This is a genomic window from Aeromonas sp. S11(2024) (assembly GCF_041402345.1).
GTDB classification, from domain to species: Bacteria; Pseudomonadota; Gammaproteobacteria; order Enterobacterales; family Aeromonadaceae; genus Aeromonas; species Aeromonas veronii.
In genome coordinates, this window is the sequence record NZ_JBGLRC010000038.1 from 1 (window position 1) to 18968 (window position 18968).

The following is an 18968-nucleotide window of genomic DNA, read 5'->3' on the forward strand; positions in this document are numbered from 1 at the left end:
ATTGAGCGAGGTAATGGTGTGGGGTGCAAGCTCCTGCTGAGCAACACGGCGCTGGCGCAGGGTTAACTGGGGAAAAAGGGACAACAGGTGTTGAAAGGCTGGGGTATCCATATTGGTAGACCTCAAGGTGATGGCCTACTTCAAGATTAGCCTTTCAACACGTAATTGGGACAGAGCCCTTTTTTTCCTGCTTGGCGCTCAAATTTATGGGTGATGCCGATTTTGGCCGGTTTCCTATGTATCCCCACATCATTGCGGGTGGGCAGCAAGCTGGTAATCATGGGCTGATTGAGGAACAATCGCGCCATTCTGGCGGCTGTATTGATGATGTTCCGCCCCGATTGAACTGATGGATCTTCTTATGCGATTGCCGAAACTCAAGCCCCTACCCTTAACGCCCGCCCTTTCCATGCTGCTGGCAGCGATCCTGCTCTGCGCGGCGCCGGCAGAGGCCAAACGCTACCCGCTGCCAGCTGCCGGGAGTCGCCTCATCGGTGAGCTGGAGGATTACATCATCCAGCAGAATGAACATCTGGAACTGGTTGGAAAAAATACGCAAATTGGATTTTTGGCGCTGCTTGAAGCAAATCCGGGTGTAGACCCCTATTTACCCAAGCCGGGAACCCGCTTGACGCTGCCCACCCAGATGCTGTTGCCTGATGTGCCGCGCGAGGGGATCGTCATCAATCTGCCCGAACTGCGCCTCTACTACTTCCCCAAAGGGAAGAAGGAGGTCATCGTGCTGCCCATCGGGATTGGTGATATCGGCCGCGAGACTCCGGAGATGACCACCACCGTCATCGAGAAAAATCCCAACCCGACCTGGGTACCCGGTCCCATGGTGCGCAAATCCTGGCTGGAGCAAAAAGGGATCACCCTGCCCGCCGTGGTGCCCCCCGGCCCGGAGAATCCCCTCGGCAAGTTCGCCATGCGCCTTGGTTATGGCAAACGCGACTACCTGATCCACGGCACCAACAAGGATTTTGGCGTTGGCCTGCGGGTAAGTGCAGGCTGCATCCGGCTGCGACCTGACGATATCGAGGCCCTGTTCAAGATTGTGCCGATCGGCACGCCGGTGCGGGTCATTAATCAACCGGTCAAGGTAGCCATCGAACCGGATGGTCGCCGCTGGCTGGAGGTACACTCCCCGCTCTCCCGCACCGAAGAGGAGCTTGAAAATGGCGCCCCGCTGATGCTATCACCGGCCGTAGAAAGCTTTATCAGCGCACCTGATGTGATGCAGGATGAGGTGACGGCGGCGCTGGAGAGCAAAAATGGCCTGCCCCGCCCCATCAGCAGCCAACTTGTCAGTGGCTAAGTCACCAGCGCCCGAGTCACACCGGAGTCACCTTACCTCATGAAATTCCTGCCCCTCCTACTCCTGTTGGCCTGTCACTCCTTGTGGGCCAAAGACATTCTCTGGATAAACAATGGCGATCGTCTGACCGGCAACATCGAGGAGGTGACCGAACAGTCGGTGCGCATCGCCCTGCCCTACAGCGGCGCAGTCACCGTCCAGCGGGAGGCCATCAAACGCTGGCGCATCGATAAAGAGGACAAACCCAAGGCAACGGCAAAGAGTGGGCTCAAGCTGTTCGAGGATGACCAGGATGAACGCAACGCCTGGCTATGGACCGGCAGCGGCGATCTCAATGTCAAACTCAAACAGAATGACAAGCAGACCAACAACGTCAACCTCAAGTGGAAAAGCGAGCTGGCCAATCTGGACTGGCGTTACAGCTTCTCCGGTGAATATACCTATGAGACCGCTGACAACGTCACCGACAGCCATGATTATCAGCTCAACCCTACGCTGGACTACTTCTTCAACCAGCAGTGGTTCTTGCGTACCTCACTCGATGCCGAATATGACATGCTGGATAAAGATCGCTATCTCTACATGGACTATGGCTCGGGGCCTGGCTACCGCTTCTGGAACGACAAACGCCGCCGACTGGAGCTGATGGCCCAAGGGGGATTAAGCCGACTCTACTTCCGTGAAGATAGCGAGGTTCCCAAGATTTTTCTGGGTGAACGGGTCATTGACTACCCCTTCGCCGGTTTTAACTGGGATTATCGCCAACCTTTCTCCCTCTGGCAGGAGAAAATGGAGCTGTTCAGCCAGGGGCGCTATCTGAAATATCTGGCACAAGCCTCCCCCTATTTCACCCGTAATCAGGATCTGAAAGGCAGCATAGGATTGCGCTACTACTTCAACGACCATCTGCGCCTCTCCTGGTCGAGTGAGCTGGATTGGGAAGATGCTGACATCCTTGTCGACACAGGCAGCCCGGAACCCCGGGAGAGCGAATTAAGACACCTGCTCAGCCTTGGCGCCAGTTTCTGAGTCAACCATACCTGAATGATCGAATTGCCCTGAATGCTATATCGAGATTGTGCTTGTTGGCAGGTTAGCTCGCCTTTTTCAATCTGCTCGACCAACGCCAGTTTCAAAGTCAGCGAGTAATCGCGCTGTGTCCGTTTCACACCTTGTCCCATCGAGCTCTCGATTTATTGGGGGAAAAAGTGCAAACCATACTCAGGACGGGACACACGAACACTAAAAGCCTACCTCAGCCATGGCTGGCATGGCCGAATCTTCCTGCTCCCCGTCGGACTCACCGCGGGTGCAGTCGATGATGGAGCGCTTGGGGTTGTTGGGATCGCGCAAAAGCAGAGGGGCTGAGCCCTCGTCATGCTTCTGCTCGTCGCCAAACTCGCTGCCGTAGGCGTTGTGGGTCAAGCGGCGGGCATTGGCGATGGGGGTATCAACAAAGAGGGCGTGCACTTCAAAGCTGGAGGCCGGCACGATAAAACCGACCACCGGCAAGCCGTGCAGCTCCTCGTGCACCTTGTACCAGGCAAAGCCGTCGCTCACCTTGTAGGGGGTGTAGTTGGCCAGTTGTAGATTGGCGGGCCTGCCCGTCTCATCCACATAGAGATCGGTAAATTCACAGGTCGCCAGCCCCTGCCACATCCGCTCGAATGGCGTCGCACAGCCCATCAGTTGCAACCCGGCCAGCAGCACCAAGCCTCTCTTCCACATTCCCCGCCCCTTCTTGCAAAAATGAACCGGCGCTCAGTCAAACGCCCGCAGCCGCGTCACCAGCAGATCGATAAAGCCCGGACGATCCAGCCCCAACAATACCAGCGCATTGGCTGGCTTACCGGTCAGACCATAACGATCCACCACCGTCATCCCCACGGTATGCTCACCCCGGGTCTCGATATCGACCCGGCACTCGACCCCGTGGAACAGCTCGGGAGCCAGCAACCAGGCAATGGTACAGGGGTCGTGGAGCGGTGCACCAGCAAATCCCCACTTGGGATCCCGATGGTAGATCATGAAAAAGTCGAGCAGCTCGGCCACGCACTGGGCCACCGGATTGGTGATGGCGCGCACCCGCTCGATATCCTCATCCATCACTTGCGCCTCATGGGTCACATCAAGGCCACACATGGTAATTGGGATGCCCGACTTGAACACCATATTGGCAGCTTCCGGGTCCACATAAATATTGAATTCCGCGGCTGGGGTCCAGTTGCCGGCCCCTGCGGCGCCCCCCATCAGCACGATGCGGGCGATCTTGTCCTTTAGCTCCGGGTGAGCCGCCAGCAACAGGGCGATATTGGTGAGCGGGCCGGTCGGCACCAAGGTAACCGGCTCCGGGCTCTCTCGCAGACATTTGGCCATCAGCTCGATCCCCGTCATGGCCTGCGGCGCAAAGGCGGGATCCGGCAACTTGGGGCCATCGAGGCCCGATTCGCCATGGACGTTGTCGGCGATAATCAACTCGCGGGCCAGCGGTTTCGGCGCCCCGGCCGCCACCGGAATATCGTCCCGCCCCAGCAAGGTGAGGATGCGCAGGGCATTGTTGAGGGTCTTGTCCGGCGTCTGGTTGCCCGCACTGGTGGTTACCGCCAGCACCTTCAGTTCAGGGCTGGCCAGCGCCAGAATGAGGGCGATGGCGTCGTCGTGGCCGGGATCACAATCGAGAATAACGGGCAGTGCCATGGGATGAGTCCTTACAACATAACAGGGAGCCATACCTTAACAAGCAAGCTTCGGATGAACTCGGGAGGGGGTCACAAAACGGGGCCTTGTTGCTGACCAGAACGGTTTGCACTGCACATCGCAGCGGTCAAAGCGGCTCATTATCAAAAGGTTGCATGGCGTCATCCGTTCATTTTCCGAGGCTGCGCACCACCCATTCGCCCGGCCGCGCCGGTTCGGGTATGATCGCACCCCGTTTTCTGCCCGTGCCCCCTATGTCCGTTATCGTCGACACCTTTATCGCCCCGCCCTGCAATGCAGCCATCGAGATCTTGTTCGAAGATGAGAATCTGCTGCTCATCAACAAGCCGAGCGGCCTGCTGAGCCTCTCGGGCAAAAATCCGCAGAACCTCGACTCGGTTCACTATCGCCTGGTGCAGGATTACCCCGGCTGTACCCTGGTGCATCGCCTCGATTTTGGCACTTCTGGCATCATGGTGGTCGCCAGAAACAAGACCATCAATGCCCTGCTCTGCCAGCAGTTCAGCCAGCGGGCGGTGAGCAAGGCCTACAGCGCCCTGCTGTGCGGTCATCTGGCTAGTGATGAAGGGCTTATCGATGCCCCCATCGCCAAGGATCCGGCCCTCTTTCCGCTGATGAAGATCTGCGCCGCCAGCGGCAAACCCGCCCGCTCCCGCTATCAGGTGATTGAGCGGCTGGCGCAGCAGATACAGGGGCAGACCGTGCCTTTGACCCGGGTACGACTGGTGCCGGAAACCGGCCGCACCCATCAACTGCGCATCCACAGCCAGCTGCTGGGCCACCCCATCCTCGGCTGCGATCTCTATGGCGGACTGCTGCCCCCCGGCTGCGAACAGGCGCCGCGGCTGATGCTGCATGCCAGCGAGCTGGATTTTACTCATCCGGTGAGCGGAAATCCGATGCAGACCTGCTGCGCGCCTGCGTTTTAGAGGCAATGGGTAGAGGCCGTCAGTAGATAGCAATCAGCGCAAGTGCGACGGGATCGGTGAAAGGGGTGACGGGAGAGGAAAAGCAGTAAACAGCGGATAAAGATAGGGGCCGCGCTTTCGCAACGGCCCCCACCCCCCACTCTTTGTGGTGCTATCAGATCAGCTTGCGGGCAGCGCCCAGTACGATCTTGATGGCATCAGATTCGGTCTTCGCCATGGTCTCGGCGTTCGGGATCTCTTGCTGGGTACGGTTGACGATAACGCCAGCCACCATACCGGCACGCAGGCCCTGGCTGGAGCACATGGTCAGCAGGGTTGCAGACTCCATCTCATAGTTCAGCACGCCCATGGCTTGCCACTCTTTCATGGAACCCTGGAAACGGCTCACTACACGGCCGGATACGGTGTCGTAACGCTCCTGACCAGGGTAGAAGGTGTCAGAGGAAGCAGTCACACCGATGTGCAGCTTGGAGCCCATCTCTTTGGCTGTGTTCACCAGTGCGGTGGTGCAGTCGAAGTCGGCAACAGCCGGGAACTCCATCGGTGCGAAGTGCAAGCTGGCACCGTCGAGGCGCACGGAACCGGTGGTCACGATCACATCACCCACATTCAGGTGCGGCTGGATGGCGCCGGTGGTGCCGATGCGCAAGAAGGTGCGGATGCCCAGCTGGGCCAGCTCTTCTACCGCGATGGAGGTGGACGGGCCACCAATACCGGTAGAGCAGATGATCACGGCCTTGCCGTCCATCTCGCCGCGCCAGGTAGTGAATTCACGATGGCTGGCCAGGTGCACCGGGTTATCCAACAGCTCTGCGATACGCTTCACGCGCTCGGGGTCACCGGGGACGATCGCCAGGGTGGCGCCTTGCAGATCCGCTTTCTTCAAACCCAAGTGAAATACATCAGACATATTGGACTCCTGGTTGCCCCCTGCCAGCATGGTCAGGGCACAAGTTAAGATGATTCTTTATGATACTTTCAAGCCTTTACCCCCCTCTTCGGGGAGGCGCCAACTATGGTCGAAAGCGCTTTCCAATTCCTTGAAGCGCCTCACACTTCCACGCATTGACAGTGACAAACATTGCGCAAAACGTTTGCTAACTCAATGAAATAATTGACAAACGTTTTTCTGTCAATCGAGTCAGATGCAGGAAAGTCAAGCCTGGTTCAGCGCTTAATTAACGACTCGTGATCGACCCCGTAAAGTTGTAAACAAGATGCTTTTGTATCCCTTTCTAGATGGTAGCCTAGCTCTCAACTACCACTTAATGGCTAACTATAGGAAGTCCATCATGGCTACATTCAAATTCTATATTCCCGCAATCAACCTGATGGGTGCCGGCTGTCTGCAAGAGGCCGCCGCCGATATCAAGGGCTACGGCTATCGCAAGGCGCTGATCGTCACCGACAAAATTCTCAACCAGATCGGCGTGGTCGCCAAGCTCACCACCCTGTTGGCTGAACATGGCATTGAAAGCGCTGTTTTCGATGAGACCAAACCCAACCCCACCACCAGCAACGTTGAAGCGGGTCTGGCGATGATCAGGGCAAACGGCTGCGACTGTGTCATCTCGCTGGGTGGCGGCTCGCCCCACGACTGCGCCAAGGGCATCGCGCTGGTGGCCGCCAACAGTGGCAGCATCAAGGATTACGAAGGGGTGGATCGCTCCGCCAAGCCACAGTTGCCGCTTATCGCCATCAACACCACCGCCGGTACCGCCTCCGAGATGACCCGCTTCTGCATCATCACCGACGAAGCGCGCCACGTGAAAATGGCCATCATCGACAAGCACGTTACCCCGCTGATGTCGGTCAACGATCCCGAGCTGATGCTGGCCAAGCCAGCCGGTCTCACCGCCGCCACCGGTATGGATGCCCTGACCCACGCCATCGAGGCTTATGTCTCCACCATCGCCACTCCGGTGACCGATGCCAGCGCCGTGATGGCCATCGAGCTGATTGCCAAGTACCTGCGCACCGCCGTTCACCACGGCGATGACCTGCATGCCCGCGAGCAGATGGCCTACGCCCAGTTCCTGGCCGGCATGGCCTTCAACAATGCAAGCCTCGGCTACGTGCACGCCATGGCCCACCAGCTGGGCGGTTTCTATGACCTGCCCCACGGTGTCTGCAACGCCGTGCTGCTGCCCCACGTTCAGGCGTTCAACGCCCAGGTGAGCGCGGCTCGTCTGAAGGATGTCGCCCGCTACATGGGTGTAGATGTGAGCACCATGAACGACGAACAGGGCGCCGCCGCTGCCATTGCCGCCATCAAGCAGCTGGCGCTGGATGTGAAGATCCCGGCCGGTCTGGAGCAGCTCGGCGTCAAGGCCGATGACTTCGATACCCTGGCCAGCAACGCCCTGAAAGATGCCTGCGGCTTCACCAACCCGAAACAGGCGAGCCTCGAAGAGATCGTCGCCATCTTCCGCGCGGCGATGTAAAGGCCACCGGATTGCCAGAAAGGGTCGCAGTGCGGCCCTTTTTATTGGCTGATGGATCAATGGCTTTTTACTTCCGTGGAGGGAGTCGGTATGATTTGTCGAGCCAAAAAAGACTGTATGGATGATCTGAACTCGATATGCGGATGAAACACCTGATTGCCGCGGCTTTGACCGCCCTCACCCTCTCCGGTTGCAGCCTGGTCTATCGTATCGATATTCCCCAGGGCAACTATGTGGAACAAAAACAGGTCGACAAACTGCGCCAGGGGATGACCCGCGAGCAGGTCAGCTATGTGCTGGGGACCCCCATGCTGCGTGACGGCTTTGACCCCAACACCTGGTACTACCTCTATGAATTCCAGCCGGGCCACGGCGACAAGGAGCGCAAAGAGCTCACTGTCACCTTCGCCAACGACAGGCTGACCACAGTAACGGGTGACTTCCCGCTGCCAGCTGCCTTCAATACCCCGCTCTGATACCCCGCAAAACCGGCCTCGCGCCGGTTTTGTTTTATCCAGCCCCGCGTAATTCATCCTGCCCGACAACACTGAGTCATTTCTCCCCATTGCAGCTGCCCGCAAATTGCCTGATGCTGATGAGCAGCCACCGTGGCATCAACACCATCGAATGACACAGGGAGAATCCCCATGAGCCGGATCCTGATTGCCGGAGCCAGCGGCCTGATCGGTCGCGAACTGCTGCAGCAACTGCCTGCCGAACATGAACTGACCCTGCTCTGTCGCAAGCCGGGCAAGGAGGCACACCACTGGCTGCCGGTCAATTTTGATGATCTGGCCAGCGTCACCCTCTCCCGCCCGGTGGATATCGCCTTCTGTGCCCTCGGTACCACCCGCAAGGAAGCGGGCTCTGCCGAGGCGTTTCGCCGGGTCGATCTCGACTATGTGGTCGCCTTTGCCGAGCTGGCCCGCCGCCACGGTTGTCAACGGCTGATCGTGGTCTCGAGCATGGGGGCCAGCGCATCGTCCCCGGCTCTCTATCCGCGTACCAAGGGAGAGATGGAGCAGGCCCTGCTGGCCCAATCCTGGCCACGGCTCGCCATCGTGCGGCCCGCCATGCTGCTGGGGGATCGCCAGCCACCGCGCCTCTCCGAGCAGATTTTTCAGACCATCTACCCGCTGTTTCGGCCGCTGCTGGTGGGCAAGCTCGCACGCTGGCGCGCCATCGAGGCCCGTCAGGTGGCTCGCGCCATGATCGCCCTCTCGAAACTGCCCGCCGGGTGCGAAATTGTCGAAAACGAGCAACTGCTGGCCCTCTGAACCCGGCCTTCCCCACTGCTTAAGCTCTATGCAGCAAAAACGGCAGGGCAAGCCAATTGGCTTGCCCTTTGTTTATCTGTTGGCGAGGTACCCTGACCGACTCTTGCCATCACAGGCCACGCTCGGCTGTCAGGGCCACATCCGTCAACCGCGAATATGGTCGATAAAGGCGTCGATCTGCTCGCGAGTGCAGGCGGGGTTCATAAAGACTGCTTTTTCCCCGGCGATGTAGGAGTACTTGCCGCGGGCGTCGTAGTCGGAGTGGGCCACCGCCTCCACCCAGTTGGTGTAGAGCCCCACCTTGCCGCGCCCCTTGAACAGGCTGCGGTGGTAGTCGGTGTTACGCTGCAGCCGCGCCTTGTAGGCAGGGTCGCTGGAGCGGGCCAGCTCGAAGGCGAATTCGGCTTCCGGATCGCTCACCCACTCGGGGTTGTAGATCTTGAAGCCGACGCTCGGCCCCTGATTCTCCTGCGCCACCAGCTTGACGTTGCCAAGCTGACTCAGGCGATAGCGGAAGTAGTTGGCATTTTGCAGGCAGTGGGCCAGCACGGTGCGATACCCCTCCACCCCCATATAGTTGAGCGCCGCATAGGCACCGAACAGGCCGCTCGCGCCGCGGGAGCACTCGATGGTGGATTGCAGGTGGGTCTGGCCCTGAATGTCCCGCTCGAAGTAGGAGAAGTTCTCAGGGTCATTCTCCATCGCTTTGAGATCATCCTGCTCCTTGATCATCACCAGACTGGAGGTGTAGGGCACATACCCCCACTTCTGGAAGTCGACGGTAAAGGAGTCGGCATATTTCAGCTCGGCAAAGCGCGCCACGTTGCGCTCGATCCCCGCCAGGGTGGCGCTGTTGATGGCGAGCGGGTTGGCGGCAAAGTCGTAACCCAGGAAGAAGATCATCGACCAGCCGATGGCGGCATCGACGTGGATATGGGGCTTGACCGCCACCTCGAACTGCTCGCAGAGGCGATTGCGCAGCTCGAACACGGGTTTCACCTGATCCACCCCGAAGGTGTCGGTGGTGCCCATGGTGAGCATGATGGTGGGCACCACGTGTTTCAGGGCAAAACAGGCGGTCAGGGTCCGCTCGAGGTGGTCGAGATCGATGTCGTTGTTCTCGCCGACCTGAATCCGGATGGTCTTGTTCTCGATATCGACCCCGAGCAGGGAGAGGTTGGTGATATTGGAGTAGTGACCGCCCTGGGAGTTGATGATGCGGTAATCCTGATAGTGGCCGAGCCCCTTGTGCTTGGCCTCCGGCAAGGTTTTGCGAATGCCGAGCAAGTAGCCATAGAGGTTACAGAAGGTCCCTCCCTGGGTGAAGATGCCGGTGGCCCGCTCGGGGTCATAGCCTGCCAGCAGCGCAATCTGGCGCACCACCTTCTTCTCCAGCTCCTCGGCCACTCCGGCGTATTCGGAGTAGACCAGATTGGGGTTGGCCAGAATGCCCAGCTGGGCGCCGTAGATGGCGGGATCCGCTGACATAGTGATGACGTTCTCGACGCTGGAGGGGTTCTCCCAATCCTTCGATAGAGCGGCGGCAAACAGCAGCTCGGCCATCGGCTCGCCCGGGGTGCGCATGGTGGCGGGCACCGGCATGGTCTCGCAGAGATCGGCCAGGCGGGCGCGGCCATCAGGCCAGGCATTCAAACGGGCATCGGGAGCCAGGCCACGGGCCCGAAATTCGTTGAGGGTGGCAAATCCGGGTTCGCGAAAAACGGGCCAGAGATCGGGATTGCGCGAGAAAAAGTTGGCTTTGACGGTGGCGAAACGGGCGGAGAAATCGGGATGGACGGCATTGACGCTTTCGTCTTGCAGATAAACTAAGTCACTCATTTTTATACCATTAGTACAGCAAATGTGCGGCCGTTATACCCCTGTACCAGCGGGGCCGACAGTGACAATATCTAATGGCCTACCCTACTTTTTGTCATGTATCAGCCATCACAAGGGCTGGCAAAAAGGCGCCTTTGAGGCGCCTCTTTATATTTCGTGATCTTGCTCCCATCCTGGCTGACAGCGCCCTCACTACCAGACCACCATCAGCGCAGCGTCCACCTCAACGCAGGGAGGCCAACAGCCACTCGGCAAACTCCGCCAGCTCGCTCTGCTGCTGCGGGAAGGCCGCCAGCCAGGGCTGCAGGCGCGCGGCAACAGCGTCCGGCCGATAGCCGCAACCCGCCAGTTCGGCCGCCAGCAGATCAAACGGGGCCGGCTCCAGAGTATCGCTAAAGAGCTGCGCCCGGGTGATGACCCCTTTCTCCACATCAAAGTGCAGCTCCACCCCGCCCCAGCTGAACCGCTCCTCCAGCAGATGACTGAACGCCGGGGCATGGCCATAGTTCCACTCCCAGCTGCGCTGGCGGGCGAAGGTCTCGGCAAAGCCCGGCAGATCCGGCATCTGCTCCGGGGAGATATGCTCGGGCTCAACTCGCGCGCCGTAATGGTGGAAGAAGGCCTCCTGCAGCGCCTCGCTCACCTGTTGATGGTCGATCCCCGGCAGCAGTTCGCACAGATTGGCCACCCGGCTGCGCACCGAGGTGATCCCCTTGGCCGCCAGCTTCTTGGGGTCGGGGTTGAGATAGTTGGCAAGGCGGCCGAGATCGGCATCCAGCAGCAGGGTGCCGTGGTGAAAACCGCGATCCAGAGTCTCCCGATAGGCCGACCCCGATACCTTGCGCTCCCCGTCCGGGGTGGCCACCAGCAGATCGTTGCGACCAGAGGCAAACGCCTCGATCCCCAATCGCTTGAGCCCGTCCAGCACGATGGCGGTGGAGACGCTCTTGTCATACTCCGGCTTGCCCGCCATGAAGGTGAAGCAGCTGTTGCCAAGGTCGTGGAACACGGCGCCGCCACCGCTGCTGCGACGCGCCAGGGTCACCCCGTCCTCTTCCATGCGGCGGGTATTGCACTCCTTCCACGGGTTCTGGGCACGGCCAATCACCACGGTATTGGCATTGCGCCAGAGGAACAGCACCCGCTGGCCGGGGTCCATCTGGCGGAAGATGCACTCCTCGACGGCCAGATTGAACAGGGGATCGTGAGAGTCGGAGACAAGCAGACGCAAGCGGGACATAAAAAGACCTTATCCGGAACTGGGGGCAGCATGATAACACTGACGGGGTACCATCACTGAGCTGTCGCACATTAACCGGTGCGCAGCAGCCGCGACACATTTGCGTCACACCTGACCGCCCCATAAAAGTATCTATTGATATAACGACACAGCTTGACGTGCAACCACGAAAAAAATGCAGTCAAGCCACAATGACAACGATAAAAACGGGAAAAAGTGGCTAGAATGCGACCACTTCGATAGGCCATATGACTCTCTTATTGGTCACATAACTTGCAAAAAAACGGCATGTATCCATCCCGTGTGATGAACGACACAAAAATGACTTTCCAACCCCCCTATACCCTATTGCAAACGCCTTTTCTCCCCTTGCAGGTGACACAAAATTGCTTGAATCTAGCCTAGACATCGCTCCCGAGAGAAACGTTGTATGACGGAGAACGCAGCCCCCCGCCAGCCCCTCAGCTGGTTTATGCCAATGCTGGTCGGTATGGTCATCGCGACCCTGACCTCTTCCCCCGTGCGAGCCGGCGAGCAGGTCATCGTCCAGTTGCCGTGGCAACACCAGTTCCAGTTTGCCGGTTACTACGCGGCTATCGCCAAAGGATTTTATCGGGAGGCCGGTCTGCATGTCACCCTGCGCGAAGCGGACTCCCGCACCGATGTGGTCAGCGAGGTGATCTCGGGAAAGGCCCAGTTTGGCATCAGCGGCAGTGATCTGCTGCTGGATCGGGCTGCCGGTCGTCCGGTGGTGGTGCTCGCCGCCCTGCTGCAGCACTCGCCGCTGGTTCTGCTCACGCTGGATCGGCCAGATATTCGCAACCCGGCCGATCTGGCCAACAAGCGACTGATGCTGGAGCCGGGCTCCAACGAGCTGCTGACCTACCTTTCCCACCATACCCGCAGCCGCGACTGGGTCACCCTTCCCTACAAACAGGGGATAGAGGCACTGCTGGCGGGCAAGGTGGATGCCATCAGCGCCTACAGCACTACCGAACCCTTCTATCTGCAGCAAAGAGGCATCCCCTATCGGGTCTTCAGTCCGCGCACCATCGACTTCGACTTCTACGGCGACAACCTGTTTACCTCCGAGCGGGAGCTGATCACCCGACAGGATCGGGTCTACGCCTTCCAGCAGGCCAGCCTCAAGGGGTGGCGCTATGCGATGGACCACCCCGAAGAGATGATCAACCTCATCATGGAGCAGTACCCGACCGGGGCTGGCCGTGAACAGCTGGAGTTCGAGGCTCGCGAAACCAGAGAGCTGATGCAGCCCGACCTTATCGAACCTGGCTACATGCAGCAGGAGCGCTGGCTGCAGATCGCCAAAACCTATCTGGAGGCGGGCATGCTCACGGTATTGCCCAACCTCGACCGCTTTATCTACGACCCGGCGCAGGAGCGGCTGCGCCAGCAACGGCAACTGCTCGACAAGAGCGTGGCGGTGGCCATGCTCATCACCTTTACCCTGATGACCCTACTCGGCATCTTCTTGCACCTCTATCTGCGCCTGCGCGAGGAGGCGCGGGATCGCCAGCGGCTGACCCGTGAACTGGCCCAGAGCGAGCAACACTACCGCTTCGTGGCGGAGAACAGTGCCGATGTGATCTGGACCATGGATGCCGCCAGCTTGCGCTTTCGCTACGTCAGCCCGGCCATCGCCCCCCTGAGCGGCTACGAGGCCCCCGAGCTGTTTGCCCTGCCCCTCAAACAGCTGCTGCCGGATGCCTCAAGGCAACTGCTGCGCGAGGAGATCTCTGCCACCCTGGAGGCCTGGCAGCGGGGAGAACATGACCAGACCCGCCGGGTCATTCGCACCCAGCTGCGCCACAAGGATGGCCATCTGGTGGCGACCGAGACCATCACCACCCTCCATGGCAACCACAATGCCCAGCCGGAGGCGATCCTCGGGGTCACCCGGGATATCACCGAGCGGGCAGCGCGGGAGGAGATGATGCGCCGCCTCGCCTTCTACGATCCCCTCACCGGGCTGCCCAATCGCCGCTTGCTGCAGCAACGGCTCAAGGAGCTGATGGAGCAGGAGACGCCCCGTCCGCTGGCGCTGATGTTTATCGATCTCGATCACTTCAAGCCGATCAACGACACCTTCGGCCATGAAACCGGGGATATTCTGCTCAATATGGTGGCCGAGCGGATGAGCCACTGCGTGCGCAAACAGGATCTGGTGGCACGGCTGGGGGGCGACGAGTTCGTTATCTTGCTGCCGGAGAGTGGCGACGAAGTGCTGGCGGTGGCCGACAAACTGCACCAGCAGCTGCGTCATCCGTTCCAGCTGGAGGGGCAGGAGTTGCTCATCTCCAGCAGTATCGGGCTGGCGCTCTATCCCGAACACGGGGAGGATGCCAAAACCCTGATGCACCACGCCGATCAGGCCATGTATCAGGCGAAGAATCGCGGCCGCGGCCGGGTCTGCCTCTATACCGAAGGTCTTGATCCCGAGCAGGGTGCGCTGCTGTGGCAACCCGGCCACGAGTGCGGTCACCCCCGTATCGATGCCGAGCATCGCCAGCTCTTCGTATTGACCAACCGGCTGCTGGAGCGGATGAAAGATCAGCACGAGGATCCGGCCCCGTTTCTGGAGAGTCTGGAGAGCCTGTTCGACATGGCCCGCCATCACTTCGCCTTTGAAGAGCAGATGCTGGCGGAGATCGACTACGAGGAACTCGTCAGCCACCGTCAGGATCACCAGCGCCTGCTCAACAAGGCAGGCCAGCTGCTGCACGCCGCCAAAGCGGGGACACTGGGCAACGACGAGCTGCTCAACTTCATCATTCAGGAGCTGGTAGTCGGCCACATGAGTCAGGCGGATCGCCGCTACTTCCCCCTGTTCAGATCTGAGCGCAGCCTGCCGGTTGCGGAGGTGGTCACCTAGTCCCCCCTGTTCAAACCCGAGCGTAACGCTCCTCTTTCGGAAGGGGAGACCTAGTCACCCCGCAGGGCAACTACTGGGTCGAGACGCACTGCCCGCAGCGCAGGAGCGACCCCGGCCAGCAGGCCAACCAGGGCGCTGCAACCGAGCGCCAGCAGCAGATAGAGAGGATGGAGGGTAAGCGGCAAGCCGGCCGCCAGCAGGGTGAGCAGCAGTTTTAGCCCGCCGAGCAGGGCCAGCCCCATGGCTCCGCCCAGCAGCGCCAGCACTACGGCTTCGAGCAGGAACAGCAATAGAATGCGCCGCCGTGGGCAGCCCAGCGCCATCAGCAAGCCCACTTCGGGGATCCGCTCCTGCTGGGCGATGCTCATGATACTGAAGATGCCGACCGCCCCGATCAGCAGCGAGATAATGCCGAGCCCGCCAACCGCCAGCTTGATGATGGAGAGGATCTTGTCGAGGCTGGTCAGCATATCCTGCTGGGAGGTGAGGGTGAAATCCTCGGCGCCGTGGCGGGCGATCAGCACCCGCCTGATCTGGGCGGTGACCTCGGCCTCCGCCTGCCCGGCGCGATAGATGACGTCGATCTCCTGCAGCCCCTCCTTGTTGAACAGCGCCTGGGCGTGGGCGGCGGGCAGATAGATCATGTCGTCCAGATCAAAGCCGAGAAATTGCCCTTTGGGCGCCAGCACCCCGGCCACCCGAAAACGGCGATCACCGGCGCGCAGCAGACTCCCAGGCGCATCGCCACTAGGAAACAGCTCAGCCGCCACCTTGGCACCCAGCACCGCATAGGCGCGGGGCATGGCACTGTCATCCGCAGGCAGAAAACGCCCCTGCACCAGGGTGAGTCGCCAGCCGGAGAGCGCCGCCGGACCTGTGCCCAAAATGGCGGTGCTGCGAGTCAATCCGCGGCTGCGCACCTCCCCCTGCCCCTGCACCACAGGGAGCGCCGCCTCTACCCCTGCCAATCTGGCGAGGGCATCGGCATCCTCCAGCAGCAGGGGACGGCTGCTGGAGAGGATGCCGGGCGGGCCGCCTGCGGTTTCGGTCTTGCCCGGGGTCACGGCGATCAGCCGGGAGCCAAATTGGGAGAAGCTGTCGAGCAGATAGAGCCTGAGCCCCTCGCCGATGCCGGTGAGCAGGGTCACCGAGGCGATCCCGATGGCAATGCCGAGCGCCGACAGCAGGCTACGACTGCGCCCCGCCAACAAAGCGCGCCAGAGCCAGAAAAGCAGATCAGCGGCACGCATCAGCCACCGCTCCACTGCCCGCTGCGCAGGCTGCTGACCGGATCTTGCCGAGCCGCACGGGAGGCGGGCAGCCAGCTAAAAAACAGCCCGGTCAGCAGGGCCGCCGGTATGGTGCAGAAAGTAGCGAGCAGAGGGACCGCCGCCGGAAATCCGGGCCAAATCACTCCGGCGAGGGCCACCAGGGCATAGCCCAACACAGTGCCAAACAGCGCGCCACTGCCGCTCAGCAGCAGCGCCTCCCACAAAAACAGCTGGCGGATCTGGCGACTGTCGGCCCCCAGCGCCTTGAGCAGGCCGATCTCGCCAGTGCGCTGGCGGGTGCTGATCAGCGCCAGATTCATCATCATGATGCCGGAGACCAGCAGGCTGATGGCGCCGATACCGGCAACGGCCAGGGTGAGAGTCGAGAGAATGGTAGAGAAGGTGGCCAGCATGGCGTCGCGGCGCACCACTGTCACATCGAGCACCCCGTGGCGCGATTGCATCAGCTGATCCAGTCGCTTGACCAGCGGGGGCACGGCTTGCCCCGCCAGCGGCTGGATCAACAGCCGAAACAGCCCCTCGGTGTTGAACAGCCGCATGGCGCTACCCACCGGGATCAGCGCCGCCTCGGCCATATCCATCCCCAGATTGCTGCTCTGGCTGGTGAAGACCCCCACCACCCGAAAGCGGCGATTGTCAAAACGCAGCCACTGTCCGACCGGATCGACCTGACCGAACAGCTCACGGGCCACCTTGGCCCCGAGCAGGACGGCCGGCCTGTCCTCTGCGGCATCCCCCGGCAGCCAGCGGCCGGAGAGCAGCTCCAGCCCGTGGGTATCGCGCAGCCCGTTGCTGCTGCCAAGCAGCATGGTCTGACGCAACCGCGCCCCCTGTTTGGCCTCGGCAAAGCCCATCACCAGCGGCACCAGCCGCACGTTTGGCTGGTGCTGGCCAAGGTAGTGCATGTCATCGAGGGTGATCTGCCGCAGACTGTTGCCGGTGACCGGCGGCAGCCCGCCGGTGGTCTCCTTGCGGCCCGGGAACATCACCAGCAGATCCTTGCCAAGGGAACTGAACTGGTCGGCCACATAGCGCCTCGCCCCCTCCCCCAGCGCGGTGAGCAGCAGCACCGAGGTGACGCTCAGACTCACCGCCAGGATCAAGACCAGCGCCCGTGAACGCTGACGCAACAAGGCCACGGCGGCAAAGCGGATCACATCGGGGCGCCGCATTCAGCCCCCGCCGCTATTAGTGCTATCAATGCTGTCGGTGCTGATGCGGCCATCGTTCATCAGGATCCGCCTGCCCGCCCGTTCCCCGAGGCGCGGATCGTGGGTCACCACCACCAGCGTGATCCTCTGCTCCCGGTTGAGCTCCTCCAGCAGGGTAATCACCTCCTCCCCGGAGCGGGAGTCGAGATTGCCGGTGGGCTCGTCGGCCAGGATCAGCCGCGGCGCCATTGCCATGGCCCGGGCGATGGCTACCCGCTGACGCTGACCGCCGGAGAGCTCGGCAGGGCGGTGTCCGGCCCGGTTCTCCAGCCCCAGATCCCCCAGCAACTGCTGGCTTCGGCGATGGCGCTCGGCGGGGGCGATCCCGCACAGCATCAGCGGCAGCTCGACGTTTTCACGGGCGGTGAGGCGGGAGATGAGGTGAAACGACTGGAACACAAAACCGATGCGATGGCCGCGCAGCTGGGCCAACGCAGGTTCTGACAGGGTGGCGGTATCCTCCCCTCCCAGCCAGTAGCGCCCCTCATCGGGCCGATCCAGCAGCCCCAGCACATTGAGCAGGGTCGATTTGCCGGAGCCCGAGGGGCCCATCACCGCCAGATACTCCCCCTCGGCAACTCGCAGAGAGACGCGATCGAGGGCAGCCACTTCGCTCCCCCCCAGAGTGAAACGACGGCTGACGGCATCAAGGCGAATGAGATCACTCATCCGTTTGTTCCCTGGCGGCGCTGAAAGGGCCCTCCCCGACAATCTGTCCGGGCTGGGCTGCCAGCCGATCACCGGCAGCGAGCCCCTCGGCCACCTCAATCCAGTTCCAGTTCTCCACGCCCCAACGGGGCACCACCCGCACCAGCGTATCCCCTTCCAGCCGCAGCACGCTGCCATCGTCGGCCCGGCTGCTGGCCGCTACCCGCAGCACATCGGTGGCGCGGGTCACCTCGACCTCGAGGTCAGCACTGTAGCCGATAAGCAGGGGGAGATCGGTGGGCAGGGCCGTGAGCGCCGCCTCCACCTCGACGGTGCGGGCCTGCTTCTCCAACTCCTTCACATAGGGGGCGATACGGGTGACGGTGGCGGCAAAATCGCGCCCGGGCATGGCATCGAGCAGCACCCGAGCCTGCTGGCCCACCTTGAGGCGGGCGGCATCCACCTCATCGATGGGGGCTGAGACATAGAGGCAGCGATCGTCGATGAGATCGATAACCGGAGGCATGGCGACTCCGGGCGGTGAGGGAGTCATGTATTCGCCCAGCTTGCTGTTGACCTCCGCCACCACTCCGGCAAACGGCGCCAGCAGGCGGCGCTCGCTCAAGCGGGCCTCCACCAGGGCGACCTGCGCCTCGTCGACCCGCTCCTGCTGACGGGATGCCTGACAGACATAGCGGCGGGTATCGGCCAGATTCTGGGCCTGCTCGGCGAGGGTGCGGGAGGTGAGGTTTTTGGCCAGCAAGGTGGCCAGCCGGTTGGCCTCCCGCTCGTAGTAGGCCGCCTCGCTGCAACGCTCCTCGCGCTGGGTCTTGCCGAGCGCCTGCTGGGCGCGGGCCCGGGCGAGATCGGCGTGAATATCGTCACTCCAGAGGGTCAACAGCAGATCTCCCCGGGCTACCCGCTCCCCGGCCTTGACGGCGATCTGCTCCACCACGCCGCCACCGGGCAGACTGAGTCCGGCCCGCTGACACGACTTGATGGTGCCAGCCCGGGTGTTGACCACGGTGACCAGCACATCCCCCCGCCCGACCTCTGCCAGCCTGATCGGCGTCGGCTGCGGTCGCCACCACCATGCCACAGCCGCAACCGCTACCACGGCGCCACTTCCCCACCACAACCAACCTCTCTTCATCGCGCA

16 protein-coding genes and 2 pseudogenes are annotated in these 18968 nt (G+C 61.3%); 7 read left to right on the forward strand and 11 right to left on the reverse strand.

Features of this window, described 5'->3' with window-relative positions; translation table 11 throughout:
• Positions 1-111: pseudogene (locus tag ACB040_RS19590) on the reverse strand (IS1595 family transposase); the annotation flags it as partial.
• A gap of 298 nt (positions 112-409) precedes the next feature.
• On the opposite strand from ACB040_RS19590, the gene ACB040_RS19595 reads away from it, so the two are divergent.
• Both ACB040_RS19595 and ACB040_RS19600 read left to right on the forward strand, forming a co-directional pair.
• Positions 410-1318, forward strand: a complete 909-nt coding sequence (locus ACB040_RS19595) for a L,D-transpeptidase family protein (RefSeq protein WP_371156184.1) — start codon at positions 410-412, stop codon at positions 1316-1318.
• A 39-nt stretch (positions 1319-1357) separates the two neighbouring features.
• Positions 1358-2347: a DUF481 domain-containing protein gene (locus ACB040_RS19600; protein WP_371156178.1), complete on the forward strand. Its 990-nt coding sequence runs from the start codon at positions 1358-1360 to the stop codon at positions 2345-2347.
• A gap of 2 nt (positions 2348-2349) precedes the next feature.
• Here the strand turns inward: ACB040_RS19600 and ACB040_RS19605 are convergent.
• From ACB040_RS19605 to rihA, 3 genes and pseudogenes are all read right to left on the reverse strand, one after another.
• Positions 2350-2499 (reverse strand): annotated as a pseudogene (locus tag ACB040_RS19605) (IS3 family transposase); the annotation flags it as partial.
• A gap of 61 nt (positions 2500-2560) precedes the next feature.
• Positions 2561-3046: a hypothetical protein gene (locus ACB040_RS19610; protein ID WP_338774389.1), complete on the reverse strand. Its 486-nt coding sequence runs from the start codon at positions 3044-3046 to the stop codon at positions 2561-2563.
• 33 nt (positions 3047-3079) lie between these two features.
• The gene (gene rihA, locus ACB040_RS19615; protein WP_371156176.1) at positions 3080-4015 is read right to left on the reverse strand and encodes a pyrimidine-specific ribonucleoside hydrolase RihA; all 936 of its coding nucleotides are present in this window, start codon (positions 4013-4015) and stop codon (positions 3080-3082) included.
• Between the two features lie 254 nt (positions 4016-4269).
• On the opposite strand from rihA, the gene ACB040_RS19620 reads away from it, so the two are divergent.
• Positions 4270-4965 (forward strand): RluA family pseudouridine synthase, encoded by a 696-nt coding sequence (locus ACB040_RS19620; protein ID WP_371156182.1) that lies wholly within the window; start codon positions 4270-4272, stop codon positions 4963-4965.
• 154 nt (positions 4966-5119) lie between these two features.
• Here ACB040_RS19620 and udp read toward each other — a convergent pair whose 3' ends face one another.
• The gene (gene udp, locus ACB040_RS19625) at positions 5120-5875 is read right to left on the reverse strand and encodes a uridine phosphorylase (protein ID WP_005337975.1); all 756 of its coding nucleotides are present in this window, start codon (positions 5873-5875) and stop codon (positions 5120-5122) included.
• Between the two features lie 382 nt (positions 5876-6257).
• On the opposite strand from udp, the gene yiaY reads away from it, so the two are divergent.
• The 3 genes from yiaY to ACB040_RS19640 all read left to right on the forward strand — a co-directional run bounded on the left by yiaY (position 6258) and on the right by ACB040_RS19640 (position 8686).
• The gene (gene yiaY / locus ACB040_RS19630; protein ID WP_371156174.1) at positions 6258-7409 is read left to right on the forward strand and encodes an L-threonine dehydrogenase; all 1152 of its coding nucleotides are present in this window, start codon (positions 6258-6260) and stop codon (positions 7407-7409) included.
• 137 nt (positions 7410-7546) lie between these two features.
• Positions 7547-7885 (forward strand): outer membrane protein assembly factor BamE, encoded by a 339-nt coding sequence (gene bamE / locus ACB040_RS19635; RefSeq protein WP_005337980.1) that lies wholly within the window; start codon positions 7547-7549, stop codon positions 7883-7885.
• A gap of 171 nt (positions 7886-8056) precedes the next feature.
• On the forward strand, positions 8057-8686 hold the full coding sequence (locus tag ACB040_RS19640) for an NAD(P)H-binding protein (RefSeq protein ID WP_335849305.1): 630 nt from the start codon (positions 8057-8059) through the stop codon (positions 8684-8686).
• Between the two features lie 144 nt (positions 8687-8830).
• Here the strand turns inward: ACB040_RS19640 and ACB040_RS19645 are convergent, their stop codons facing one another.
• Together ACB040_RS19645 and ACB040_RS19650 are read right to left on the reverse strand one after the other, a co-directional pair.
• Complete coding sequence (locus ACB040_RS19645) at positions 8831-10525, reverse strand: aspartate aminotransferase family protein (RefSeq protein WP_368195408.1); 1695 nt, start codon at positions 10523-10525, stop codon at positions 8831-8833.
• 223 nt (positions 10526-10748) lie between these two features.
• Positions 10749-11765 carry a lipoate--protein ligase A gene (locus ACB040_RS19650; RefSeq protein ID WP_201942133.1) on the reverse strand — a complete coding sequence of 339 codons (1017 nt, stop codon included), beginning with the start codon at positions 11763-11765 and terminating at the stop codon, positions 10749-10751.
• A 430-nt stretch (positions 11766-12195) separates the two neighbouring features.
• On the opposite strand from ACB040_RS19650, the gene ACB040_RS19655 reads away from it, so the two are divergent.
• On the forward strand, positions 12196-14658 hold the full coding sequence (locus ACB040_RS19655) for a diguanylate cyclase domain-containing protein (protein ID WP_371156171.1): 2463 nt from the start codon (positions 12196-12198) through the stop codon (positions 14656-14658).
• A 50-nt stretch (positions 14659-14708) separates the two neighbouring features.
• On the opposite strand, the gene ACB040_RS19660 is transcribed toward ACB040_RS19655, so the two are convergent.
• Genes ACB040_RS19660 through ACB040_RS19675 form a run of 4 tightly spaced genes read right to left on the reverse strand, consistent with a single transcriptional unit; the run spans position 14709 to position 18962 of the window.
• Positions 14709-15908 carry an ABC transporter permease gene (locus tag ACB040_RS19660; RefSeq protein WP_371156169.1) on the reverse strand — a complete coding sequence of 400 codons (1200 nt, stop codon included), beginning with the start codon at positions 15906-15908 and terminating at the stop codon, positions 14709-14711.
• Complete coding sequence (locus tag ACB040_RS19665; protein ID WP_371156167.1) at positions 15908-17122, reverse strand: ABC transporter permease; 1215 nt, start codon at positions 17120-17122, stop codon at positions 15908-15910. The genes ACB040_RS19660 and ACB040_RS19665 overlap by 1 nt, the downstream gene beginning before the upstream one ends.
• Positions 17123-17830: an ABC transporter ATP-binding protein gene (locus tag ACB040_RS19670; protein WP_371156165.1), complete on the reverse strand. Its 708-nt coding sequence runs from the start codon at positions 17828-17830 to the stop codon at positions 17123-17125.
• Complete coding sequence (locus ACB040_RS19675) at positions 17823-18962, reverse strand: efflux RND transporter periplasmic adaptor subunit (protein ID WP_371156163.1); 1140 nt, start codon at positions 18960-18962, stop codon at positions 17823-17825. Before ACB040_RS19675 ends, ACB040_RS19670 begins: the two co-directional genes overlap by 8 nt.
• Between the last annotated feature and the right edge of the window lie 6 nt (positions 18963-18968).